We start from the raw sequence: 24,215 nt of genomic DNA on the forward strand, positions 1-24,215 counted from the left end.
AGCATGGACCTGCACCAACCACAAACCGAAACAGGGAGAACAACTCATGAACGCACCACTTTCTGCATCCGCAACCCCTCGGACACCCGAACTGTTCGGAGAGCAATTCGCCAGCATGGTGAATCACGCCGCCATCGTGGCCATGGCGTCACTGGGTCATCGGCTCGGCCTGTTTGACACGCTGGCCAGCCTGCCGCCGGCGACCAGCGAGCAGATTGCCGGAGCTGGCGGCCTGAACGAGCGGTACGTCCGGGAATGGCTGTCGGTGATGGTGACCGGCGGCATTGTCGATTATCACCCGGCCGACAAGACCTTTTCACTGGATCCGGCCCACGCCGCCTGCCTGACACGCAGTGCGAGCCCGAACAACCTGGCGGTAACCGCCCGCTTTATTCCGCTGATCAGCAGCATGGAGTCGGATCTGCTGGCGTGCTTCCGGACCGGTGAGGGCTTACCCTACAATGCCTACCCCTGTTTTCACGAAGTGATGGCGGAAGACAGCCATCAGACCGTGGTCAGCGCTCTTTTCGACCATATCCTGCCGCTGGTTCCGGAGTTGCGTGAGCGCCTCGACCAGGGCATTTCAGTACTGGACGCCGGTTGCGGACGTGGCCTGGCCCTGCTCGCCCTGGCCCAGGCTTTCCCGAAAAGCCGGTTCACCGGTCTTGATCTGTGCGAGGAAGCCTTTGCGCCTACCCGGGAAAGAGCCCAGTCACTCGGGCTGTCCAACCTGACGTTCGAACCCAGGGACCTCCGGGATTTCCGGGAGCGGGCGGGCTATGACCTGATCACCACCTTTGATGCGGTTCATGACCAGGCGGATCCGGCCGCCTTGCTGAAAGGCATTTGCGGAGCCCTACGCCCTGGCGGGATTTACCTGATGCAGGATATTGCCGGCTCAAGCTTCCTGGAAAACAACCTTGAGCATCCCCTCGGGCCGTTGCTTTACACCATATCCTGTGCCCACTGCACACCGGTTTCCCTCGCTCAGGGCGGACCTGGCCTTGGCACGCTCTGGGGTGAAGAAAAGGCCGAACAGATGCTCCGCCAGGCAGGCTTCCGCCAGATTACGTCCCAGCGTCTGGAGCACGACCCGTTCAACGTTTACTTCATTGCCCGCAACGGTGAGGGGCGCAGCTCATGACCAAATACCTTTTAGGGCTCTATGCGCTCACGGCCTACTGCATCGGGTTTGCGTCATTGCTGGCATTGATGGCCTTCCTGCTCAATCTGGCGCCCTGGGGCATCGACCGGGGCGCGGTTGCCGACGAACTGATTGCGATACTTGCAGACACTTTGCTTCTGACTGTGTATTTCGCTCTGCATTCGGTCATGGCACGCCCGGCCTTCAAGGCCCGATGGACGCGTTTGATACCACCCGTACTGGAGCGAAGCACCTACGTACTTATTTCCGGGCTGACGCTGGCAGTGGTGATCACGCTCTGGCAGCCATTGCCCTGGCCGCTGTGGCAGGCCGGACCGGAGTGGCTGAGGGGACTGATCTACGGGCTGCACGGCGCAGGCTGGGTAATCATGGTGCTGGCCACGTTCCATATCAGTCACTTTGACTTTTTTGGCCTCGGTCCGGTCTGGCGACGGATTCGGGACCGGCCGGCCAGGGACGCTCCGTTTTCAACCCGATACCTCTATGGGGTGGTTCGACATCCCATCAGTCTCGGCTGGTTGGTCGTATTCTGGACAACGCCAGACGTGACGCTTGGCCATGCCCTGATAGCCGCATTGGCAACGACCTACATTCTGGCGATAACGCCCGTCGAGGAGAGGGACCTGGGCCAAGCTATCGGGCCAGCCTATCAAGACTACCGCCGACAGGTGCCAGCATTTATTCCTTGGCTGCGCTTGCTCGTGGGCAGACCAGGAGCCCGCCAGAACCGGTCCTGAGTGAATCGCATCCAGCCACCCGCTGCGGTCGTAAAACCATCCAGGGAGTTACGACTGCAGCGAATGGGGGAGGCAAATGTCCGGTCACCGAACAGGGGTAAAACGGGGTGTTTTGTACACGCTTTTGGGCAGCCTGCTGGTACTGGCCGGCTGCGCGACACACCATAACGCACCGACGGCCACCGTCACCCCGAAAGAGTCACCGTTCCGCGTCGAAAGGGACCTGCGGTTTTCACCGGAAGACTGGCCTGAGGCACTTTTCGCCGATCTGTACTTACCGGAGCAGCAAGCTTCCGCAACGAATCGGCCGGTGGTCCTGATGGTCCATGGGGGCGGCTGGCAACGCCGATCCCGGGAGGACATGACCTGGATCGCGGAGGAACTGGCCAGCCACGGCTATGCGGTTATGAATATCGACTACCGGTTTGCACCTCAGTACACCTTTCCGGCCCAGCTCCACGACCTTCAGATTGCCCGCCAGTGGCTGAACCGAAATGCCACCCATTACAGGCTGGACGCCTCGGCAGTGAGCGGATTCGGCTTTTCCTCCGGCGCCCACCTGATTGCGCTGCTGGCCCTGGTGGCAAGTTCGGACAACGAGCTGAACCAGCCCTATGGCGGACCTGAAACCGCCCTAAGTGCCGTGGTCGCGGGCGGCCTTCCATCAGACCTGATGGCCTTTGGATCGGGCAGGTTGATCCGCCAGTTCCTTGGTGGTGAACAGAACGACATACCTGCGGTTTATCGCAAGGCCTCCCCGATCACCCACGTTACCGCCAGCTCGCCACCGTTCTTCCTGTTCCACGGCGGCATGGATAGCCTGGTGCCATTCAGCCAGGCACAACGCTTCCGGGACGCACTCCAAGCACACCAGGTCCATTCAGAACTCTATGAAATGCACTTAAGGGGCCATGTCACCAGTTTCCTGACCGCTGGAGATGCTGTCGACAACGCCATCGGCTTCCTTGCCCGACAAAACAAGGACTGACCCGCCTGCGCTATCCGATCCGAATGAATGGCAGCAGACTCACGCCAGCAATGACCAGTATGGCCAGACAGGCGGCCAGGGTCCGCACCGGATGACGCCGCAGCATAAACCAGACACCGCCGGACTCGCCCCGCGCCAGAGTGTCCTCGTAGGTGCGCCGTTGGGTTTGCTGCCGCTCCCGGTGATAGGCCTCAAGCAACGCCCGGGCCCGTTCTGCCTCCTCGTCATCATGCACCCAGAACCCACCCATGCTGATGCCCCAACGGCTTGGCGGTGTTTCGTAGAAAGCCACGTTATGGGTTTCGAACAGATCCCGGATTTCATCGGCTTCATCATCGGGCACGTGGCGCAGGTTCATCAGATGGTGGGGCATGGCGGCTCGTTGTCTGGCATCGGGTGCAGGAATCCCTATATCCTAGCATCAAAGCAGGATTGACCGAATTCATCACCCGGGACACTGAATGACCGATCGCCCCCTCCGACTGCTTCTGGGTTTTGATGCCCAGGCGCAACGGGACAAATCACAGCCGCCGGCCTTCCTCCACCGCCGTGACCGCAAGTTTGCGCTGGTCTGCCAAGAGCAGGGCGTTGCCCCGGATGCGGCGCGCTGGCTGGCTCACCTGGACCGCCTGAGTGGCCCCGGCACAACCCCGTCGGCAGCAGACCAGACGCTGGCTTTCTGGCGCCGGGTCAACACCGGCTTCGCAGCGGCCGGCCTTGTCGTCGGTGTGCTAACCATGGCCGGGCTGCTGTTTTACGACGGTGGCCAGCGTATCAATATCACCGTCTTGCTGGCCTTCGTGTTGCTCCAGTTGCTGCTGGCCCTGTTCACCAGCGTGCAGTCAATAGTCGGCTGGCAACCCTGGCGCTGGCTTATACGGCGTTTCCAGGCCGGCGAGGCAAGGAAAGGAACGATCAACCGGCTGCATCCTTTGCTGATGGCCAGGGCAGCCCATCTCGGCGGCCTTTGCTTTGCGGTCTCAGGCCTGGTCACGCTGCTGGTCATGGTGGTGGTTCAGGATCTGGCCTTCGGCTGGAGCACCACACTGGAGACACCTGCCGCAAACTACCACCAGCTGGTACAGCTCATAGCCGCCCCCTGGGCCTGGCTATGGCCGTCGGCAGCGCCGGATCTGGCCCTGATCGAAGCCACCCGTTTTTTCCGGGCCGATGCCGAAAATGCCAGCCTGGATCCTGCCCTCTGGGGCCAATGGTGGCCATTTTTCACCATGCTGTGGGCGACCTGGGTGCTGCTGCCGAGGCTTCTTCTGTGGCTTCTGACATCGGTGCTGATACGGAACCGGGCACGCCGGCTAACGTCCAGCCATCCGGCAATGCATGCGCTATTGTATCGCATGGAAACACCGGCCCTGGACACCGGCAATGAGCACAACGATGCCGACGACCTGCCGGATACCAGGATTCGCGACAACCTGCTGCCGCTGCCAGACAGCGATACCCTGCTGTGCTGGGCTGGCGCCGGAGAACCGGAACTGCCCGAGACCCTGCGCTGCGGCAAGCAGCTGATAGTGCCAGCCGGTGGCCGAGCCAGTCTCACAGAAGATGAGCAGGCTCTGAACCAGATAGCTGATCACCTGAAAACCGGGGGTAACAACGTGATTCTGCTGACCCGCTGCTGGGAACCACCAACCGGCGAGCTTCAGGACTTCCTCGAATCGGCTCGTGGTCTCTGGCCCAGAGGCACCCGGGTAGCACTCCTGCCCCTGGCCGCTGACATCAATCGCGAGCCGGATACTCATCAGATCCAGCCCTGGCTTCGGTTCGCTGAGCGTGTCGGCAACGAATTCGTGCGGGTGTCACTGCCCCCACTTCCATCGCCGGCCCTTCACACCGCCAGCGGGGAACCATCATGACGCAGGCACCCACCTTCGCCGTGGTCGGGCACCCGAACAAGGGAAAATCCAGCGTGGTGGCCACCCTTTCCCAGAACGACGCCATCGCCATCGCCCTGGAGCCCGGCACCACCAGAAAGCGCCAGGCCTACCCATTGAAGGTGGACGGACAAACCCTTTACACGCTGGTGGACACACCCGGATTCCAGCGCCCCAGGCGGGTACTGGAATGGCTCGAGGCCCATAGCGTGTCAGCCTCAGACCATGCCGGCACTGTGGAAGCTTTCGTGACCCAGCATCAGGGCGACGGTCGGTTCGTTGATGAATGCGAGCTGCTGACACCATTGCTGGAGGGCGCCGGCATTATCTATGTGGTGGATGGCTCAGTGCCCTACAGTGCCGAGCACGAGGCGGAAATGACCATCCTGCGCTGGACCGGCCGCCCGAGCCTCGCTCTGATCAACAGTATAGGCCCTGACGATTACAGTGGCACCTGGCAGGCTGCGCTGGGCCAGTTCTTTCAGGTAGTCCGCAGGTTCGATGCAGTTCGAGCCCCGTTTGACCAACATTTGAGCCTTTTGCGAGCATTTGGCCAGTTGGAGCCCGACTGGGAAGAGCCTCTTGAACAGGCCACCAACTACCTGTCCGGGCAGCGGCAGCAACGCCGTCGGCAGGCCGCCACACTGGTAGCCAAGGCGCTCGAGGACATGATGTCGTTTCGGGAGAAACGCACCCTGACCGCCAGCCAGGCCGCGGAAACCAGTGACGGCTCATTGGCCGACCAGCTGCGCCAGCGCTGGTACCGCCATCAGCGCCAGCGGGAACAGACTCTGCGCGTGGAAATTGAGCACCTATACCAGCACCAGCACATCCGCCGTCAGGAAGCGGAACTGGAGTGGCACAGCGAGCACGATCTGTTTTCAGAAGACAGCCGCAAGGCCTGGTCAGTCAGCAAGCGTTACCTGGCCACCGCCGGCTTTGGCGCAGGCGCGGTGAGTGGAGCAGGCATTGATGCCCTGACCCTCGGCTCCTCCCTGGGAACCGGAGCGCTGGTCGGCGGCCTGATCGGCGCAGCCGGCAGTTATTTTTACGGCGACCGGCTCGCCCTGCCGGCTCTGAACATCGGAGTGCTCCGGGACGGGTGGAAAACAGCCACCTTCGGACCTGTACAGGACAGCCAGTTCGGCTATGTTGTATTAGGGCGTGCCATTGATCACTGGTGGCACATCAGTCATCGGAACCACGCCGGCCGGGATCTGCTCGATCTGGAACCTGCGGATCATCACTGGCTCGAAAGCCTGGATAAAAGCAGCCGCCAGTGCATCCAGCGGGCCTTTGACAAATGCCGTAAACAGCGCCCCCTGGACCAGCGCCAGCGAGAAAGATTCACTGAGGCCGTTGAGCAATCCATGAAGGTCTACGACGATTGGAGGTTGAACCGGACCTGAAAGGAATGTTTATACTTGAAAGCAATTCCATCAAAAATGAGGAATGCGAATGAAAATCGTACGAGTGCAAGACATCATTGGTACCGAGCGTGAAGTACACGGCCCGGGCTGGACCAGCCGCCGGATGCTGCTGAAGAAAGACGGCATGGGTTTCTCCTTCCACGAAACCATTATTCCGGCAGGCGCTGAACTCAACCTCTGGTACAAGCACCATCTGGAAGCGGTTTACTGCGTTGCCGGCAACGGCACCATTACCGACAAGGCCACCGGCGAGACCCACCAGATCTCCGACGGCACACTGTACGCACTCGACAAGCATGATCAGCACACCCTCCGCGGTGGCACCGAAGACATGCGTCTGATCTGTGCCTTCAACCCGCCGGTCACCGGAAGTGAAGTACACGACGAAGACGGCGCCTACCTACCGGATACCAGCGACGACTGATTCGCTGATCCGTGGCTGAACACCAGGCCGCAAACACACCGCCACCGCCAGCCAGGCTGCTGCCGGTGGCGGTGTTGCTTTGGCTGGCTGGCACCTATCTGCGCATACCGGTACTGGTTGCCCCCCCTCTGGCACCGTTCATCAGCAATGAGCTGGCGCTGACCCAGGCCCTTACCGGCGCCCTGACCACCTTGCCCATTCTGATGCTGGCAGTCGGCTCCATGCCCGGCTCACTGGCTATCGCCCGACTTGGCCCCCGGAACACCCTGGCTCTGGCCATGGTGATCATGGTGATTGGTTCCGCAGGCCGAGGCCTGGCTCCCGATACCCTCACACTGATGCTGACCAGCGCCGTCATGGGATTTGGCATTGCCATGATGCAACCAGCACTGCCCGCATTGCTGCCGAGATGGCTGGAACCCCACCACCTGGCCCTGGGCTCCGCCATCTACATGAACGGCATGCTGATGGGCGAATTCATCGGCGCGGGCATAACCCTTCCAGTGCTCATGCCTCTACTCGACAACAGCTGGCGCGCCACCCTACTGGTCTGGTCACTGCCGGCACTACTGGTTGCCGCTGCCCTGTTTCTGCCAAAACGTGACCGGGCCCGCCCACTTCGCAAAGTGGCCTGGCTGCCAGACTGGAGCAACCCGCTCACTCTGAAAATCGGTCTGCTTCTGGGTCTTTCCGGCTCCATGTTCTTTGGCCTCAACGCCTACATGGGCAACCTGCTGGAACAGCAAGGCCAGTTCGACAAACTCGCCGACGCCCTGTTCTGGTTCAATATCGCCCAGGTCTTCGCCTCCCTGACCATGCTGAAAATGGCCAGAGTCTGGGTCGGCCGCCGCTCCGCCATCATCATCACCGCCTCTCTGAGCATCGCTGGCACCCTTGGCGCCATCTCCCTGACCGGATGGTGGTCCATCGCCAGCGCCACTGTCATGAGCCTCAGCGCCGGCATCCTGCTGATCCTGCTGGTCGCTGTACCTCCTCTGGTCACCTCCTCCGAAGAAACCGGCCGCCTCTCCGCCGGCACCTTCCTGGTCGGCTACACCCTGGCCTTCTCCGTCCCGATGCTTGGCGGCTTCCTGGCCGACTGGACCGGCGACGCCAGACACGCCATCCTCACCATCATCGCCTATAGCCTGCTGGTTCTCCCCCTGGCGTTTACCCTGGACCTGAGACGAAAAAGGACCAGCCCGAAGACTGATCCTTAAAAAAAGCGACTGCCACACCAATGGCCGGAACGGCCGCGGGGTGGGGCCAGACTCCAAGTCAGGCCAGACTCCCAATCAGATGTAATAGTCCTTCAACGGAGGAAACCCGTTAAATTCAATGGCACTGTAAGTCGTCGTATAAGCCCCGGTAGAAAGCCAGTACATCCGGTCCCCGATGGCCAGGTTCAGCGGCAGCGGATACTTGTGGTGCTCGTACATGATATCGGCACTGTCACAGGTTGGCCCGGCAATCACGCAATCTTCGCCTTCACCTACCTTCTCCGTCCAGATCGGAAACTTGATCGCTTCGTCCAGCGTCTCAATCAGGCCCCCGAACTTGCCCACGTCGGTAAACACCCAGCGGTGCAACGCCGTTCGGGATTTCCGGGAAATCAGCACCACCTCACTCACCAGCACACCCGCGTTCGAGATCAGTGAACGACCCGGCTCAATGATGATCTCCGGCAGCTCGGCACCGAAATCCTCGTGCAGGAAACGGGCAATCTCCTCCGCGTATACCTTAAGCTCATTGGTACGGGTGATGTAGTTAGCCGGAAAACCACCGCCCATGTTGATCATCTTCAGCTCGATGCCATCTTCTTCCTTCAGACGCTCGAATATCACCTTCACCTTGTTCAGGGCTGCGTCCCAGGCGCCAATTTCCCGCTGCTGGGAACCGACATGGAAAGACACACCGTAGGGCACCAGGCCCAGGTCACGGGCCAGGATTAACAGGTCCATGGCCATATCGGTCTGGCAGCCGAACTTGCGCGACAACGGCCAGTCTGCCGTCAACGTGCCCTCGGTGAGGATACGCACATACACCCGGGAGCCCGGGGCCGCCTTGGCAATGTTGCGAAGGTCCGCCTCGGAGTCAGTCGCAAACATGCGTACCCCCTTCTCATAGAAGGTGCGGATGTCCTTCGCCTTCTTGATGGTATTGCCGTAGCTGATGCGCTCACCAGTCACACCCAGGCCCATCACCTTGTCCAGCTCATACACCGACGCAATGTCGAAACAGGCGCCCTTGTCACGCAGCATGGTCAGAATCTGCGGGGCCGGATTGGCCTTTACCGCATAATAAACCTTGGCGTAAGGAAAACCCTCGACCAGCTCTTCGTACTGGCGATCAACCGTCGCGGTATCAATCACCACGAACGGGGTTTCTTTGCCATCGGCAAAGTCCTTGATGCGTTTGAAAGTCTCGGCGTCGTAGTAGTCGGCGATATTGGCGTTGGCAGCTTCGGTCATGGGTGGTGTGTCGCTCCACAGGGCAAACAGGCATAAAAAAAGGTGCCACAGCAACGCTGCGGCACCCGTAAGATTTGGCGATCATCGGGCTTTTTTAACGGCCCGGATATGAGCATATCTACCCATAAGTAATCTACGATAAACCAGTCACTTATGGCATGAAACCTGGCCGGGGAAGTCTCAGACAGCCACTGGCCACAAGGGCGTCGGGTCCACCGTTCCATCGGGATCCCTGGGCTCCGTCTGGCGGCGCAGATAGCCGAGTATGGCGTCCTGCATATTCGTTCCCTGATCCAGCCCCTGATTGCCAAACAGCCGGTTGAATTCCAGCACGTAGGGGTAGCCCGCCACCAGAGCGATGTCAAAGCCGGCGTGATCCACTTCCAGCTCCCGGGCCAGTCGAAGGGCCAGCTCCGTCATTACTTTCGGTACCGGGCTGGGGTCAATGCGGCCACCCCGGGCCACGTTATTGTAGAAACCCTGATCTGCCTGGGTGCGCCAGTAGGCCGTCAGTACTTTGCCTCCAACCACCACAACCCGGGCATCCCGGTCCAGCGGCAGATATTCCTGGGCATAGAGCACGTCGGTGCATTCACAGTACCGGCGCCAGTCCGCCCGGGTTTCAATCAGCCACACGCCTTCACCCATGCTGGCCTTTGGCAGCTTGGCAACGAACGGATGGGCCATGGTGTCCCAGATCATCTCCCGCTCCACCGGACCATTGGCTTCAATTACGGTCCAGGGAGTGTGCTCGGGCGCCACAGCCTGAAAAGCACGGGTCATTTCAATTTTGTCGTGGCCGATGCGATAGCTGGCAATGCTCGGAAAAACGCGACATTTCAGGCCATGAACCAGGGCATTCAGTTGCCAGTATTCAGGAAACAGCACCCAGTCCGCCTCCCGCAGTAGCTCCTTGTGGCGCAGGAACTGGTCCGGTTTGAGAACGGTGGTGTTGGGGAAGCCCAGGGTTCGGAAAATATCGAAGGAGACAAGGTGCATGTTACAGCGACACTCGGGGAAGGATTGCGCGCATTTTATACACCGATCGAGTTCTGGCAAGCGGTATTTTTATCCGTAGACCATCAGACAAATGCGTTGACCGCTGCTACCCTTGGGCTGAATGATGCTCGGGACAGACCCAATGCAGGCGCTCGATACAAAAGCGAAGGCTCTACTTGCCGGCGTGCGGGAGGATTACCAGTCTGGCGCCACTCGGCTGGCCAGTCGCACGCTCAATCAGCTGCTTTCTTACCTGGATGACGTCAAACCCAGCGCCGAAACCCTGACTCGCCTGATATCGGAACTTCGGGCCGCCCGTCCGAGCATGATCGTGATTGGCAATGCCCTTGGAATGGTCCGGGAGCGCTGGGCAGAAGCCCCGGACCGTCCCCGGCAGGCAATACTCGACACCCTTCGACAACTCGAAAACGCCAGCATGGCGATCGCCCGCCACGCGCGAAGCCAGTTACCTGACAATCCCGTGATAATGACCCACAGCGCCAGCTCGGTTGTGCTCGCGCTGCTTCGGGAGCTGACTGACGCCGGCCAACGCTTCTCTGTCATCTGTACCCAGAGCAGTCCCGGGTTTGAGGGCCATATCCTGGCTCGTGCCCTGAATGATCTGGCGGTGCCGGTCACCCTGATAACCGATGCCCAGATGGGCGTGTTTGTCACCAGCGCGGATGTGGTCATCACCGGGTGTGATACCTGGCTGACAGACGGCTATTTCGTGAACAAAGCCGGCACAGGGCCCCTTGCACTGGCGGCACAGGCTGCCGGCAAACCATTCTGGGTGCTGGCGGACAGCTTTCGAAACAGCGACGCCAGCCACGATTCGGTCACTCTCGAGGAAATGCCCGCCAGCGAGCTCAAGGCCCCGGAGGGGCACTGGATAACCCCGCGCAACGTATATTTTGAAACGGTTCCGCAACAATTGGTCAGCTTGCGAATCAGCGAGCGGGGCGTTTTTTCGTTCCCTGCTGGGCCTCGGCGGTAAACGGGTCTTCCGGCCAGGGGTGTTTGGGATAACGGCCCCGTGAGTCCTTGCGTACCTCGGGGTAAACGTTCTTCCAGAAGCTGGCAAGATCGGCGGTCACCGCCAGCGGGCGCTGAGCCGGTGACAGCAAATGAATAACCACCGGGACCCGACCATCAGCGACCCTCGGGGTTTCAGTCCAACCGAACAGGGCTTGAAGCTTGGCTGCCAGCACCGGTCCGTTCTCCGGCACATAATCGAGCCTGACCCGCTGCCCCGTGGGGATGGTCAAGGCCATCGGAGCAAGCGCCTGGAGCCGTTGTTGTTTCGGGTAATCCAGGACACTGTTAAGGGCTGTCAGCAGATCTATCCGGCTCAAATCCGACCAGCGGCTCATGCCGACCATAAACGGCCCCAGCCACTGCTCCAGACTTGCCAGCAAGGCCCCATCACGGGTATCCGGCCAACCGTCATCGGGGAACGTCTGGGCCAGCAACCGGACACGGGCGCACCACTGGCGGCTGTCGTGGGTCCAGGGCAGGCCTTCCAGACCCTTCTTCCGGATGGCATTAAGCAGACCCTGCTGGATCAGAATCGGGTCCACCTGCGCCAACGGTTTTTCCTCCAGCACCAGTTCACCCAGCTTCCGGAAACGCCGAGCCACCACCGTGCCCCGGCCGTCATCCCACATTGCCTCCTCGGTATCGCGGACGTGGCTGGCCAGATCCTGCTCCAGATCCGGTAAATCCACCGGCGCAGCCAGATAAATGGTCGCTTCCCGGGCCTTGCCATCCAGCTCGGCGGCCACCAGCCATTCGTGCCTGGCGAGAGGATCGTCCTCCCTCAGGACCGCCCCTTTGCCGTTGCTGAGCTGATACCTTGGAGCCGTGCCCGGTCGCCGGCGTGCAACACGATCCGGATAGGCCTGGGCCAGCAAACGGCCGATGTCGGTCTCCGTCGGCATCGGCCGATCACCGGGGTTAGCGGTACCACAGAGCCGCTTAGCGGCCTGGCGCACGGCCTGCAGGCGGGCAGGGTCCAACGAGCGATCGCGACGCTCGCCATGGAGCACCCGAATACGCTCGTGCATATCCGCCCCGGCGCCGGGGCCAAGCAGATCACGTTCCCCCAGCAAAGCGGCCAGTTCCGCAGCAGGCACCTCCAGACCAAGCGCTCTTCCGCGTAACACCATATGGGCAAGGCGAGGGTGGATACCCAGTTCCCGAGCGGCCTTGCCATGATCGGTAATGGCCCCGTCAGCATCCAGCATATCCAACCACTGTAACAATGCCACTGCCTGCTGCCAGTGGGCGATTGGTGGCTCATCGATCCATGCCACGCCAGCAGCCTCACGGGCACCCCACTGGGCGAGTTCCAGGACCAGGGACGCGAGGTCTGCCGCTAGAATCTCTGGCGGCGTGTACTCCGCCAGGCCAAACTGTTCGGATTCGCTCCATAACCGGTAGCAGACTCCGGACTCGACCCGTCCCGCCCGGCCTTTTCGCTGTTCCGCAGAGGCCCGTGGAACCCGGCCGGTCACCAGACGGGTCATGCCACTGTTGGGATCAAACACCGCACGGCGCTGCTGGCCGCTGTCGATCACCACTCTGATACCTTCGATGGTCAGGCTGGTTTCTGCGATGGCCGTGGCCAGCACGACCTTGCGCTGACCTTCAGGCGCCGGGCAGATAGCCTGGTCCTGTTGCTCCGATTTCAGGTTGCCATAGAGGGGTGCGATAAGCACATTGTTCGCCAGTTGCCCCCGAAGCTGTTGCGCCACACGCCGAATCTCCCCGGCGCCCGGCAGAAACACCAGCACAGACCCGGTCTGATCCACCAGTGCCTCCTGAATGACCGCCACCACCTGATCCACCACCCGCGCATTGCGGGCCAGCGGTCGGTAAACGACCTCCACCGGAAAGGCCCGGCCTTCGCTGGTGATAACCGGCACATCCCCGAGCACCCTGGCAATCGGGGCGGTATCCAGAGTTGCCGACATCACCAGCAGCCGCAAGTCTTCGCGCAGCGCCTGCTGGGATTCCCGCACCAGGGCCAAACCAAGATCCGCCTGCAGGGAACGCTCGTGAAACTCGTCAAAAATCACTACCGCGTAATCTTCCAGCATCGGATCGATCTGGATCAGGCGGGTCAGGATGCCCTCGGTGACCACCTCAATCCGGGTTGCACTGGAGACGCGGCTATCCAGCCGGGTCCGGTAACCGACGGTCTGACCCGGCTTTTCACCGAGCTGTCCCGCCATAAATCGGGCGGCCGATCGTGCGGCCAGGCGCCTGGGCTCCAGCATCAGAATTTTGCCATCCTGTCGCCAGGGCGCGTCCAGAAGGGCCAGGGGAACACGGGTGGTCTTGCCGGCACCCGGTGGTGCCTGCAACAAAGCAGCAGTGGTGTGTTCCAGGGCATTTTTCAGCTCTGGAAGAATGGCATCTATGGGGAGCATGGGGTTCCGGGCTTCGGTTTTACAACGGCGATGACGTCTTCAACAACGTCAGGAGCTCACCCGATCGCGATTGGTCTTCGCCCACTGGTAGATCCGCTCGAAGGCCTCGGCCAGGTGTTCGGGATTATGCGGTGGCTGCATCACGGCGGCAAGTTCGCCATCCGGATTCAGCAGCGCGAAATGGCCACTGTGGTCCACCAGCAACTCGCCATCCACCTCCCGGTGCACGAATACCGCACTCAGGCTTTTGGCCAGGGCACGCAGCGTTTCCAGATCCCCGGTCAGTCCATGAAAATGCTCGCCAAAGAAATCGGTGTACTCCCTGAGCTTTGCAGGGGTGTCATGCTCGGGATCAGCACTTACCAGCAGGTATTCAGGTTGCGGCAGCTCGTCTGACAACAGCTGTTCCGTATGGCGCAGGTTCGCCATGGCCGCCGGGCAGATGTCCGGACAGTTGGTGTAGCCCACAAAGGCAAAGGTCCAGCGCCCCTTCAGGCTTTCCCGGGTCACCGTCTCGCCATTCTCATTCGTCAATGTGAACTCGGCCAGTTGCCGGGGCTGGTCATACACATAGGTATTCAACTCTGTCAGCTCCGGTGCAGGCACCGGTTCCTGGCTACCAATCAGAAGCACCTGGCGACCAACAACAAGGCCAAAGATCAGAAGCACAACCAACAGGAGACTGAAGAGGGTAAGGCGAATAGAGCTGTTCATGGGACGTCCAGTTCAACTACGGAGTAGCGGGTGGGAACGGCTTTCCGAAACACGCTGTAAATACATCCATGTACGCTCGGCTCCGCCATCCATGGCTCCGCACGGTTTCGGAAAGCCGTCCCCACCCGCTCTGGCAGAGTCGTGAATTCAGAAAAACACAAAATGGTCCACAAGCAATACCACAAACAGCGCCATCAGGTAAGTGATGGAATACTTGAAGGTATTCAAAGCGACCCGTCGATCATCGCCTTTCAAAAGCCGGACAGCGTACTGCAGGAAGCGCAGCCCAAGGACCAGGGCGCCAGCCAGGTAGATCCAGCCGGACATGCCTGTGACAAATGGTAGCAGGCTGACAGCCAGCAGCATCAGGGTGTAAAGCAGGATGTGGAGCTCGGTGAACTTGTTGCCGTGGGTAACCGGCAGCATGGGAATGCCGGCTTTGGCGTATTCCTCCTTGCGGTGAATCGCCAGGGCCCAGAAATGCGGCGGGGTCCAGGCAAAGATGATCAGCACCAGGAGCAGGGCGTGGCCTTCCACCTGACCAGTGACCGCCGTCCAGCCAAGCAGCGGTGGCATGGCGCCCGCCAGTCCGCCAATGGTGATGTTCTGGGGCGTTGCCCGTTTCAGGAACAAGGTATAGATACCGGCATAGCCAACCAACGACGCCAGGGTCAGCCAGGCGGTCAGATGGTTTACCTGCCACATCAGAACCGCCATGCCGACACAGGCGAGAACGGTTGCAAACAGAATGGCGTCGAGAGGGGAAATCTTGCCCGTGGCCACCGGTCGTTTGCGGGTGCGGGCCATCACGGTATCGATTTTCTGGTCCACCACATGGTTGACCACCGCTGCGGCACCGGCCAGCAGTGCAATACCCAGATTGCCCCAGAGCAGCACGCCCCAGCCGGGCACACCCGGCGCGGCCAGCAACATGCCGATTACCGACGTCAGGATCATCAGCGCAACGACCCGGGGCTTGGTCAGCTCCAGGTAGTCACGCCAGGAAATGGTTGTTCTGGATTCGCTCGCAATTGCCTGGGCCGGCAGTGCTTCGACTTGCTCGCTCATGCCGTAACCTCCTGGTTCATTGTTGTTGTGTTTGATGCTGTTGCCGTGCACGTTTTTGGTAACAGCTGATGCTGCCATATTAAATGGATGACTGACAGGAGCAGTCCGGCACCCATGGCGTTATGGGCGACGGCAACAGGCAGGGGAATATGGAACAGGACATTGGCCAGCCCAAGCAGGATCTGAGCGCTCAGCACTGCCGCCACCAGCCGGATGGCATTACCCAGTCCGGTGTCCCTCCGCCTGCGCCACATCAGGCCCAGCAAACCGGCAAAGTAGACCAGCACGACCATCGCGCCTACCCGGTGGGTCACGTGAATAGCCACCCGTCCGTCGGCCGTCAGCTGGCCGCCGAGATAGTTCGGACCGACATGCTGGGTAATATCAAAGCCATGGCGAAAATCCATTCCCTCGGGCCACCACTGGCCTTGGCAGGTAGGCAGATCCGTACAGGCCACGGCGGCATAATTGGCAGCTGTCCAGGCACCGAGGGCGATCTGCATGACGACCAGCAGAAGTCCGCCATAGAGCCAGGGCCGGAAGCCCGCTAACGCGCCGGCGAGAGGTCGTTCTCGAGTCGGCTCGGGCTTTGCCCGCCTTCTCAGCCGGAGGGTGAGCAGGGTCAGCAGGCTGAGGGTGGTAAAGCCACCCAGCAGGTGCAAAGCCACCACCTGCGGCCAAAGCTTCAGGGTGACCGTCCACATGCCGAAGGCGCCCTGCAGAATGATGAAACCGGCAATGAACAAGGGCAGCTTCACCGGCACACCACTTCGCCGGTGACGAATCGCATAAGCCGCCAGACCGAACACCAGAAGCCCAAGCGTTCCGGCGGCATAACGGTGAATCATTTCCGGCCAGCCTTTTTCAACATCCACCGGTGTTTCCGGGAAACGCGCGTTGGCAATGGCAATACTGGATTCGCTCTGGGGAACGCTCAGAAATCCATAACACCCCGGCCAGTCGGGACAACCAAGCCCTGCATGCACCAGTCGGGTCCATGCACCGAGCATGATCACCACAACGGCCAACAGAACCGCAAACGTTGCCCATTTGGCCATAACCCGGGCCGCAGGCGACGGTGAAAGGAGTGACTGATTCAAGGCTGACCCTCCGGTTCCGGGCATTAACCGATCTGCGACAGTTTGAGCAGTTGCTTCAGGTCCTCAAGCATGTCTTTGCCTGAATGCTCGGAACCGTAATGCATCATCATGTTGCCAAAGGGGTCCACCAACAGAATACGTGGCTCCTTTGCCGGCTCGACGCCCGACGGCCAGGCGGGCTGGGTGCCGGCAGCGGGAACAAGCCTCTCCATTGAGCTGTATTCCGTTGCCCAGCGGGCCTGAAGATCGGCTGGCACGCTGCCCAGTACCGCCGCCCGTGAAACCCGGTGGGCGTTTTTGCCCAGGGCAATATTCACCTGGCGGGCAAGATAGAGCAACTCCTCACACTGCCTGCCGCACTCACCGGCAACGACCATCACCATCCAGTTCGGGTCGGCCACCGCCGGTCCAAAACGATCCGCCAGAGGGGCTCCGGTTGATGCTTCCAGGTTCAGGGCCGCCACCGGCGCCACCGGCTTGATCAGGACACCGTTGTTGGTGTGGCCGGCAGGATTCAGCCAGCCGGTATAAAACATGATGGTTGCGATAATCATCGGGCCAAAGCCCAGAGCGAACAGCAGGAAGGCGGTCCGGCGGCCGCGACGGGCCTGTTCCGGAGTGGGTCCTTCGTGCTTTTCCTGGTCGGATATCCGGTTAGCCATTGTCATTGTCATTATTGGCTCCTGTCTTTCGGTAACTCGCCACTATAGTCAATATAGTCAGCGCCACGGCCAGCGCAAACCATTGTGTTGCATATCCATAATGGGTTTGTGGTCCCATCAGATCCGGCTCCCAGTCGGCCCGGTAGGCTCCGGGCTGTTGGCCGCCAGAGAGTCGGACAATCCTGCCGGGAAGTTCCGGAATTTCGGCCCGGGCCGCCCCTTCGGAAAGACTTTGCACCCGCCGGGGCCAGGGACCATCTGCCGCTGGCTGGTCCACCAGTACCGGCGGTACCGGGTAATCGCTGATCCGCCCCTGCAACGTGAAAACACCTTCCGGTGGGTCAACTTCCGGAAGCTGGTCCCGGGTCCGGGGCGCTTGCACCCATCCACGATTAACCACGACCGGCGGACCTGCAAGAGGGTGAAACACGGTAAGAGCTTCATACCCGGGCACACCGTCCCGGGTCCGGTTATCCAGAAGCCAGCTCCGGCTTCCGTAAAGGCCGGTCAGAGTCACGGGCCGGCCATTGCTCAGATCCCGCGCCACCATGTCGGGCCAATCCAGGTCTTCAGCCTCCTGTTGCCACTGATCCAGCAGCAGCTGTTTCTCCGCTGCCCGGTTCAGCTGCCAGATACCCAGGCTGATCAGCACCGGCAGGAAGACCCCACTGAATACCAGCAACCGCCAGTCGAATTGCCAGTGACGGCGTTGGCGCAGCGAATCAGACATGCTCTGCTATAGTGACCTCATCGAGTCCGGAAAACATTCCGGACCGTACATTCACATGACCCATAAAACAGGAAGCCCCATGCTCAAGGCCGTTATCGTTGTATTGATGCTTGCCGTGGTAGTCAGCCTGTTCAGTGGCCTGTTCTTTCTGATCAAGGACGGGGGTAAAACCAATCGGGTGGTGAACTCCCTCGCGGTAAGGGTCACGCTGAGCATACTTCTCCTGGCGGTGATTCTTATTGCGCTCTGGCAAGGGAGCCTGACATTGAATCCGACTCCCTGACCCTGTATGTCAGATGATGTAGACAAATACGAACAAGCCCAGCCACACCACATCCACGAAATGCCAGTACCACGCCGCAGCCTCGAAACCGAAATGACTGTCGGCGGTGAAATGGCCCTTGTTGACGCGCATCAGCATAATGAACAGCATCAGCGTTCCCAGCGTCACATGGGCACCGTGAAAGCCGGTCAACATAAAGAAGGTGCTGCCGTAGATGCCTGACTCCAGGGTCAGATTCAGATCCTGATAGGCGTGCATGTACTCCTCGGCCTGCAGCACCAGGAAGCCGATGGCCAGCAGAATCGTGGCACTCATCCAGATCTTGACCTTGGCACGGTTGCCTGCTTTCAGCGCATGATGGGCAACGGTAATGGTGAACGAAGAGGTTACCAGCAAAATAGTGTTTATCAGCGGCAGGCCCCAGGGTCCGATGATGGCCTCTGGAGGCGGATAGGCTTGGGGATCCGGCGTCTGAATCAGCGGCCAGGTCGCCTGGAACCCCTCCCAGAGCATATTTGAGCTGCCCCGGTCTCCCTCACCGCCCAGCCACGGCACAGCGAACACCCGAACATAGAACAGAGCGCCAAAAAAGGCCGCAAAGAACATGACTTCGGAAAAAATAAACCAGCTCATCCCCCAACGGAATGACCGATCCATCTGCGGGCTGTAAAGCCCCGCCCGGCTTTCCCGGATAACATTGCCAAACCAGCCGAACAGCATATAGGCCATGATCAGTGCGCCAACCAGGAACATGATCCAGGCACCGGTAGTGCTTTCACCCTGTTGTGCGTTGACCATGATGGACGCGGCGCCATACAGGGTCACTCCAAGTCCTACCGTCGCAATGATCGGCCACTTGCTCTGTTCCGGAACGTAATAGCTCTGGTTCTCCGCCATGACAATCTCCGATGGCTTGTTCGTTATTAATTGTTGTTGTCGTGTAGCAAATACAAACTTACGGCTTCACCTCACTTCCGGCGGTGTTGCGAAGGTGTGGTAAGGCGCCGGTGACGGCACGGTCCACTCAAGACCCTCGGCTCCATCCCAGGGCTTGGCAGACGCTTTTTCGCCTCCCCTGATGCACTTGACCACGATAAACAGGAACAGCAGTTGAGTGGCGCCGAACATGAACGCGCCAATGCTGGAGACCATGTTGAAATCCGCAAACTGCAGCGCGTAATCGGGAATCCGCCTGGGCATGCCTGCCAGTCCCAGGAAGTGCATGGGGAAAAACGCCAGGTTCATGCCGATGAAGGAGAGCCAGAAATGAGTCTTGGCCAGAGTTTCATCGTACATGTGGCCAGTCCACTTCGGCAGCCAGAAATAGGCAGAGGCAAAGATCCCGAAGATGGCACCCGGCACCAGGACGTAGTGGAAATGAGCAACCACGAAGTAGGTGTCATGGTACTGGAAATCGGCCGGCGCGATGGCGAGCATCAGACCCGAGAAACCGCCGATGGTGAACAGGATCACGAAGGCCACCGCAAACAGCATCGGCGCCTCAAAACTGAGCGAACCCCGGAACATGGTGGCGACCCAGTTGAACACCTTTACCCCAGTGGGGACGGCGATCAGCATGGTGGCGTACATGAAAAACAGTTGACCGGTAATGGGGATGCCTACGGTAAACATGTGGTGCGCCCAGACCACGAACGAAAGGAGGGCAATGGCACCAACGGCATACACCATGGAAGCGTAACCAAACAGCGGTTTACGGGAAAACGCCGGAATGATGTGGGACACCGCCCCGAACGCTGGCAGTATCATGATGTACACCTCAGGGTGGCCGAAGAACCAGAACACATGCTGGAACAGCACCGGGTCACCACCACCGGAGGCATCAAAGAAGCTGGTGCCAAAGTTTATATCCATCAACATCATGGTCACCACGCCGGCCAGTACCGGCATGACCGCAATCAACAGGAAGGCAGTGATCAGCCAGGTCCATACGAATAGGGGCATTTTCATCAGGGTCATGCCCGGTGCCCGCAAATTCAGAATGGTGGCAATGACGTTGATGGCGCCCATGATCGAGGAAATCCCCATGATATGGACGGCAAAGATGAAGAAGGTGGTGCTGGGCGGCCCGTAGGTCGTTGATAATGGTGCGTAGAAGGTCCATCCAAAGTTGGGTGCACCGCCCTGCATGAACAGGGTGGAAACCAGAATCAGGAAGGCACAGGGCAGCAGCCAGAAACTCCAGTTATTCATCCGTGGCAAGGCCATATCGGGTGCGCCGATCATTAGCGGAATCATCCAGTTGGCCAGGCCGACAAAGGCCGGCATGACCGCGCCAAACACCATGATCAGTCCGTGCATGGTGGTCATCTGGTTGAAGAATTCCGGCTGCACTATCTGCAGCCCGGGCTGGAACAGTTCCGCCCGGATAACCATGGCCATGGTTCCACCCAGCAGGAACATGGTGAAACTGAATATCAGGTACATTGTCCCGATATCCTTGTGGTTTGTAGTCAACAGCCATCGGCTGAAGCCTTTTGCCGGGCCGTGATGATGATCCTGGGCGTGGGTATCTGCAACCGCACTCATGAAAACCCCCGTTACCGCCATTTATTGTGGCTGGTGATATCTGTTATCTGGCGTTGATTACTGCTGGTTCTTGTAATCAAAGATCTGTTTTGGTGTGACCATCTCGCCGGTGCTGTTGCCCCAGGCGTTCCGCTCATAGGTAATGATTGCGGCCAGGTCCACCTCGCTCAATTGACTGCCAAAGGCCTGCATCGCGGTTCCAGATTTACCATTCACAACGATGTCAATGTGCGCCGCCATATCTCCGGTAGCGATCTGGCTGCCTTTAAGCGCCGGAAATGCAGGAGGCGCACCACTGCCATCAGCCTGGTGACAAGCGGCGCAAGCAGTCTGATAGGCCTTTTCGCCTCGCTCCATCAGCTCGGCCATGGTCCAGTCTTTCTGGGTCAATTCACGCTCTTTCTCGGCTGCCGCCTTCTGCTCGGCCACAAAGGCAGCGTATTCTTCCTGAGGCACGGCCTTGACCACCACGGGCATGAAACCGTGGTTCTTTCCACAGAGTTCGGTGCACTGGCCACGGTAAGTACCGGGCTCATCCACTCGGGTCCAGGTCTCGTTGATGAAGCCGGGGATGGCGTCTTTCTTCACACCAAAGTCCGGCACCCACCAGGAGTGGATTACATCGTTGGCTGTCACCAGGAAGCGAACCTTCTTGCCCACCGGAATCACCAGCGGGTTGTCGACTTCCAGAAGATAGTTTTCGCCCTTGGTCTGACGGTTTGCTATCTGGTCTCCAGGGGTGGACAGGTTCGAGAAGTACCCAAAGTCCTCGTTGATATACTCGTACTGCCACTTCCACTGGTATCCGGTGACCTTGATATCCACCTCAGATTCCGTGGAGTCGTACATGTCCACCAGCGTGGCAGTGGCAGGAATCGCCATAACCACCAAGATGACAAAGGGTATGATGGTCCAGAGAATCTCTACCACGGTGTTTTCGTGGAAATTGGCAGGTTTGGCGCCCTGGGATTTTCGATGGGCGAAGATGGACCAGAACATGACTCCGAATACCACGACGCCAATGACGACGCAGATCCAGAGTATGGTCATGTGAAGGTCAAAAATCTCGTTACTGGTGCCGGTCACCCCCGGGGTCATGTTCAGTGTCCAGTCCGCCATGGACCAGGCGGGGAACATCAGACCGCCTAAAAGGGCACCTGCCCGCTGAGCGTGCACGCGCATACTGTGTCTCCACAGGGTGTTATTCTTGTCGGATTTTGCGTTATCCCTCTGGCCTGACTGGCGCTCGCATACACCGGAAAAACCAAAGAGGAAGCCTACTTACGGATACATCAGTTCCGAGTATAGACACAGATCAAGAAAAGACTAAAAAATCGGCTAAACCCAAAAGAGCTAACCAACTATTTTTAAGAATCAAAAAGAATATGGGATTTAACCTGCCTGCAACCGACCGGCGCCTCTGGGCCCTGGCCTGGCCATTGATGCTCACCAATCTCACTGTCCCCCTGCTGGGGCTGGTAGATACCGCGGTGCTCGGCCACCTCGAAAGCCCCGAGTACCTGGGCGCGGTCGCCGTTGGTGCCAACCTCTTCAGCATTCTCTACTGGACCTTCGGCTTCATGCGAATGGGCACCACCGGGCTTGCAGCCCAGGCCTGGGGCAAACGGGACAGCTTCAGCCAGGTCGCCTTGTTGCTGCGGTCAGTGCTGCTGGCGACCGGCATCGGTTTGCTGCTGATTTTATTCCACCAGCCCCTGATCCGGGTTGGATTAACCCTGATGAATCCCAGCGACGGCGTTATGGAACTGGCGGCCGAGTACGCCGCTATCCGTATCTGGAGTGCGCCGGCGGTGCTGTGTCAGTACACCCTCGTTGGCTGGCTGATCGGCACCCAGTTTCCCAGGGGCCCGATGCTGATGCTGATTGCCGCCAACGGCCTCAACATTGCCCTGGATATTCTGTTTGTCACCGTTTTTGGCTGGAACAGCCGGGGCGTGGCGATTGCAACCGTCATTGCCGAATACGGAGCCGCCGCCATTGGCTTTATGATCGTACTGAGCCGGATGCCGGAGGGCCAGACCCTCACCCGAGCGCTGTTCGGTACGCTCGGGGATTACCTGAGAATTCTCCGGGTGAACCGTTACATCATGGTGCGCACCATCGCCCTGTTGCTGGTACTGGCATTCTTCACCGCCCAGGGTGCACGCCAGGGCGACACCATCCTGGCGGCCAATGCAGTGCTGATCACCTTCCTGCTGCTGATCTCCAATGCCCTGGACGGTTTTGCCAACGCGGCTGAAGCCCTGATTGGTGAAGCTATCGGCAAAGGCAGCCGGGGGCGATTCCGGGTGGTTTTCCGGAGTGCCCTGAGGTGGTCGCTTTGGGGGGCCCTGTTACTCACCATCCTGTTTGTTGCCGGCGGACACCTACTGATCGCGCTGCTCACAGGCATTGAGGAGGTGAGGACCACCGCGTGGCAATATCTGCCCTGGCTCTGGCTGTTGCCGTTTGCCGCGGTGTGGGGCTTTCTTCTTGACGGCGTGTTTATCGGCGCGACTCGGACCCGTGACATGCAGAACACCATGCTGTTCTCTGTGCTGGGGGTGTTTGCTCCGGCCTGGTGGCTGACCACCGGCTGGGGCAATCACGGGCTCTGGTTCTCGTTGATTTCCCTGATGCTCGCACGTGCCCTCAGCATGGGGTGGCTGTGCTGGTCTCATACCCGGAACGGACGATGGTTCGAGAGCCAGTGACGGCGACTCAATTTATAACATTACGACTGTGTATTTTCACAATGCCGGAAAAGCAGCTGGCCAAATCTCGGCTACACTTGTCAGAAAAGGCAGGCACGATGGGGTAGCCAGCCCGACTCTCCTGCCCGGGAATTCGTTGCTAACAGCTGCTAACAACGGAGGCGCCTTGCGACCTCAATTCGTTCAAACATTGGCATCTCCTGAAATGACACCACAGGTAGTCCTCGAAATCATTGATCAGGCACGGCGCAAGGAAGCCCGTTCCGGCACCTTTCTCCGGCAGTTGCATGAGAAGGTTGCCGCGTTGCCCTCTGCCGTCACGATCGAGGGCTACCAGCCAGCCACCTGCCTGTTTCAGTTTGTAGTTGAATACATTGAAATGGCGCCGAGGCTGATCGAATGCGTGGAAGCCTGCGCCCGGGAGGCTGGCAAAGCCGATCTGTTCGAACCGTTCGTCAGTGCCGCCACCCGATATTTCACCCAGCCCTCAGCACTCCTGGTTCGTTATGACGGTCTCGATGGCCTACTGATCCGTGCCTATCTGTGCCACCGGCTGATGGAAGAAATGTATGAGAACAACCGGTGCACCCGGGCCAGCGAGCTGGTGGATATCGAAGCAACTCGTGCTAACCTGCTCGCTCACCAGCTGATTGGCGAACCTTTTGCCAATGAGCTGGATGATTCAATAACCGTGACCTTGTTGCAGATAGCAGGCACACCGGACTATTACGAGCTCAACCTCGACCCCTTCGTCGAACAGGTTAACAACGTCGCATGGGACTGGATGCGGCATTACTGGGAAAATCTGCTGGTAAGGAACCACATTCGATTCTCCCTCGGTTCCGGCCTGTCCTGAC

23 protein-coding genes are annotated in these 24,215 nt (G+C 59.6%); 11 read left to right on the forward strand and 12 right to left on the reverse strand.

Annotation, left to right across the window (positions count from 1 at the left end):
* Positions 1-46: 46 nt before the first annotated feature.
* The 3 genes from ACN0XM_RS02660 (at position 47) to ACN0XM_RS02670 (ending at position 2,890) form a co-directional block, all read left to right on the forward strand.
* On the forward strand, positions 47-1,144 hold the full coding sequence (locus ACN0XM_RS02660) for a class I SAM-dependent methyltransferase (protein ID WP_417565367.1): 1,098 nt from the start codon (positions 47-49) through the stop codon (positions 1,142-1,144).
* Positions 1,141-1,902, forward strand: a complete 762-nt coding sequence (locus ACN0XM_RS02665; RefSeq protein ID WP_417565368.1) for a methyltransferase family protein — start codon at positions 1,141-1,143, stop codon at positions 1,900-1,902. The genes ACN0XM_RS02660 and ACN0XM_RS02665 overlap by 4 nt, the downstream gene beginning before the upstream one ends.
* 76 nt (positions 1,903-1,978) lie before the next feature.
* A complete protein-coding gene (locus tag ACN0XM_RS02670) occupies positions 1,979-2,890 on the forward strand; it encodes an alpha/beta hydrolase fold domain-containing protein (protein WP_417565369.1) in 912 nt (303 codons plus the stop codon).
* A 10-nt stretch (positions 2,891-2,900) separates the two neighbouring features.
* Here ACN0XM_RS02670 and ACN0XM_RS02675 read toward each other — a convergent pair whose 3' ends face one another.
* Entirely contained in the window at positions 2,901-3,263 is a 363-nt protein-coding gene (locus tag ACN0XM_RS02675; RefSeq protein WP_417565370.1) for a DUF6164 family protein, read from the reverse strand.
* Between the two features lie 88 nt (positions 3,264-3,351).
* Here ACN0XM_RS02675 and ACN0XM_RS02680 point away from each other — a divergent pair, with 88 nt between their 5' ends.
* The 4 genes from ACN0XM_RS02680 to ACN0XM_RS02695 are packed head-to-tail and all read left to right on the forward strand — an operon-like array spanning position 3,352 to position 7,856.
* Positions 3,352-4,764, forward strand: coding sequence for a DUF2868 domain-containing protein (locus ACN0XM_RS02680; RefSeq protein WP_417565371.1), 1,413 nt, complete (start codon positions 3,352-3,354; stop codon positions 4,762-4,764).
* Entirely contained in the window at positions 4,761-6,191 is a 1,431-nt protein-coding gene (locus ACN0XM_RS02685) for a GTPase/DUF3482 domain-containing protein (RefSeq protein WP_417565372.1), read from the forward strand. The genes ACN0XM_RS02680 and ACN0XM_RS02685 overlap by 4 nt, the downstream gene beginning before the upstream one ends.
* A 49-nt stretch (positions 6,192-6,240) precedes the next feature.
* Positions 6,241-6,636 carry an ectoine synthase gene (locus ACN0XM_RS02690; protein ID WP_417565373.1) on the forward strand — a complete coding sequence of 132 codons (396 nt, stop codon included), beginning with the start codon at positions 6,241-6,243 and terminating at the stop codon, positions 6,634-6,636.
* An 11-nt stretch (positions 6,637-6,647) separates the two neighbouring features.
* A complete protein-coding gene (locus ACN0XM_RS02695; RefSeq protein ID WP_417565374.1) occupies positions 6,648-7,856 on the forward strand; it encodes a CynX/NimT family MFS transporter in 1,209 nt (402 codons plus the stop codon).
* Between the two features lie 75 nt (positions 7,857-7,931).
* Here the strand turns inward: ACN0XM_RS02695 and ACN0XM_RS02700 are convergent, their stop codons facing one another.
* A complete protein-coding gene (locus ACN0XM_RS02700) occupies positions 7,932-9,107 on the reverse strand; it encodes a type III PLP-dependent enzyme (protein WP_417565375.1) in 1,176 nt (391 codons plus the stop codon).
* 180 nt (positions 9,108-9,287) lie between these two features.
* On the reverse strand, positions 9,288-10,106 hold the full coding sequence (locus tag ACN0XM_RS02705) for an ATP-grasp domain-containing protein (protein ID WP_417565376.1): 819 nt from the start codon (positions 10,104-10,106) through the stop codon (positions 9,288-9,290).
* Between the two features lie 142 nt (positions 10,107-10,248).
* Between ACN0XM_RS02705 and ACN0XM_RS02710 the strand changes: the two genes are divergently transcribed.
* A complete protein-coding gene (locus ACN0XM_RS02710) occupies positions 10,249-11,103 on the forward strand; it encodes a translation initiation factor eIF-2B (protein WP_417565377.1) in 855 nt (284 codons plus the stop codon).
* Here the strand turns inward: ACN0XM_RS02710 and hrpB are convergent.
* The 6 genes from hrpB to ACN0XM_RS02740 all read right to left on the reverse strand — a co-directional run bounded on the left by hrpB (position 11,057) and on the right by ACN0XM_RS02740 (position 17,814).
* On the reverse strand, positions 11,057-13,540 hold the full coding sequence (hrpB, locus tag ACN0XM_RS02715; protein WP_417565378.1) for an ATP-dependent helicase HrpB: 2,484 nt from the start codon (positions 13,538-13,540) through the stop codon (positions 11,057-11,059). The genes ACN0XM_RS02710 and hrpB overlap by 47 nt on opposite strands.
* Positions 13,541-13,588: 48 nt before the next feature.
* Complete coding sequence (locus ACN0XM_RS02720; protein WP_417565379.1) at positions 13,589-14,254, reverse strand: SCO family protein; 666 nt, start codon at positions 14,252-14,254, stop codon at positions 13,589-13,591.
* Between the two features lie 147 nt (positions 14,255-14,401).
* Positions 14,402-15,322 carry a heme o synthase gene (gene cyoE / locus ACN0XM_RS02725; RefSeq protein ID WP_417565380.1) on the reverse strand — a complete coding sequence of 307 codons (921 nt, stop codon included), beginning with the start codon at positions 15,320-15,322 and terminating at the stop codon, positions 14,402-14,404.
* On the reverse strand, positions 15,319-16,446 hold the full coding sequence (locus ACN0XM_RS02730; RefSeq protein WP_417565381.1) for a COX15/CtaA family protein: 1,128 nt from the start codon (positions 16,444-16,446) through the stop codon (positions 15,319-15,321). Before ACN0XM_RS02730 ends, cyoE begins: the two co-directional genes overlap by 4 nt.
* On the reverse strand, positions 16,446-17,096 hold the full coding sequence (locus ACN0XM_RS02735; protein ID WP_417565382.1) for a hypothetical protein: 651 nt from the start codon (positions 17,094-17,096) through the stop codon (positions 16,446-16,448). The genes ACN0XM_RS02730 and ACN0XM_RS02735 overlap by 1 nt, the downstream gene beginning before the upstream one ends.
* Complete coding sequence (locus ACN0XM_RS02740) at positions 17,077-17,814, reverse strand: SURF1 family protein (protein ID WP_417565383.1); 738 nt, start codon at positions 17,812-17,814, stop codon at positions 17,077-17,079. Before ACN0XM_RS02740 ends, ACN0XM_RS02735 begins: the two co-directional genes overlap by 20 nt.
* 79 nt (positions 17,815-17,893) lie before the next feature.
* On the opposite strand from ACN0XM_RS02740, the gene ACN0XM_RS02745 reads away from it, so the two are divergent.
* A complete protein-coding gene (locus ACN0XM_RS02745) occupies positions 17,894-18,097 on the forward strand; it encodes a twin transmembrane helix small protein (RefSeq protein WP_099618222.1) in 204 nt (67 codons plus the stop codon).
* Between the two features lie 9 nt (positions 18,098-18,106).
* Here ACN0XM_RS02745 and ACN0XM_RS02750 read toward each other — a convergent pair whose 3' ends face one another.
* The 3 genes from ACN0XM_RS02750 to coxB all read right to left on the reverse strand — a co-directional run bounded on the left by ACN0XM_RS02750 (position 18,107) and on the right by coxB (position 21,826).
* A complete protein-coding gene (locus ACN0XM_RS02750; protein ID WP_417565384.1) occupies positions 18,107-18,994 on the reverse strand; it encodes a cytochrome c oxidase subunit 3 in 888 nt (295 codons plus the stop codon).
* A gap of 66 nt (positions 18,995-19,060) precedes the next feature.
* A complete protein-coding gene (gene ctaD, locus ACN0XM_RS02755) occupies positions 19,061-20,644 on the reverse strand; it encodes a cytochrome c oxidase subunit I (RefSeq protein WP_417565385.1) in 1,584 nt (527 codons plus the stop codon).
* Between the two features lie 57 nt (positions 20,645-20,701).
* Positions 20,702-21,826, reverse strand: a complete 1,125-nt coding sequence (coxB, locus tag ACN0XM_RS02760) for a cytochrome c oxidase subunit II (protein ID WP_417565386.1) — start codon at positions 21,824-21,826, stop codon at positions 20,702-20,704.
* 203 nt (positions 21,827-22,029) lie between these two features.
* Between coxB and ACN0XM_RS02765 the strand changes: the two genes are divergently transcribed.
* Both ACN0XM_RS02765 and ACN0XM_RS02770 read left to right on the forward strand, forming a co-directional pair.
* Entirely contained in the window at positions 22,030-23,358 is a 1,329-nt protein-coding gene (locus tag ACN0XM_RS02765) for an MATE family efflux transporter (protein WP_417565387.1), read from the forward strand.
* A gap of 205 nt (positions 23,359-23,563) precedes the next feature.
* Entirely contained in the window at positions 23,564-24,214 is a 651-nt protein-coding gene (locus ACN0XM_RS02770; RefSeq protein ID WP_417565388.1) for a hypothetical protein, read from the forward strand.
* Position 24,215 lies beyond the last annotated feature (1 nt).

Origin of the sequence: Marinobacter sp., assembly GCF_048269445.1 — a bacterium.
Taxonomy (GTDB): Bacteria; Pseudomonadota; Gammaproteobacteria; order Pseudomonadales; family Oleiphilaceae; genus Marinobacter.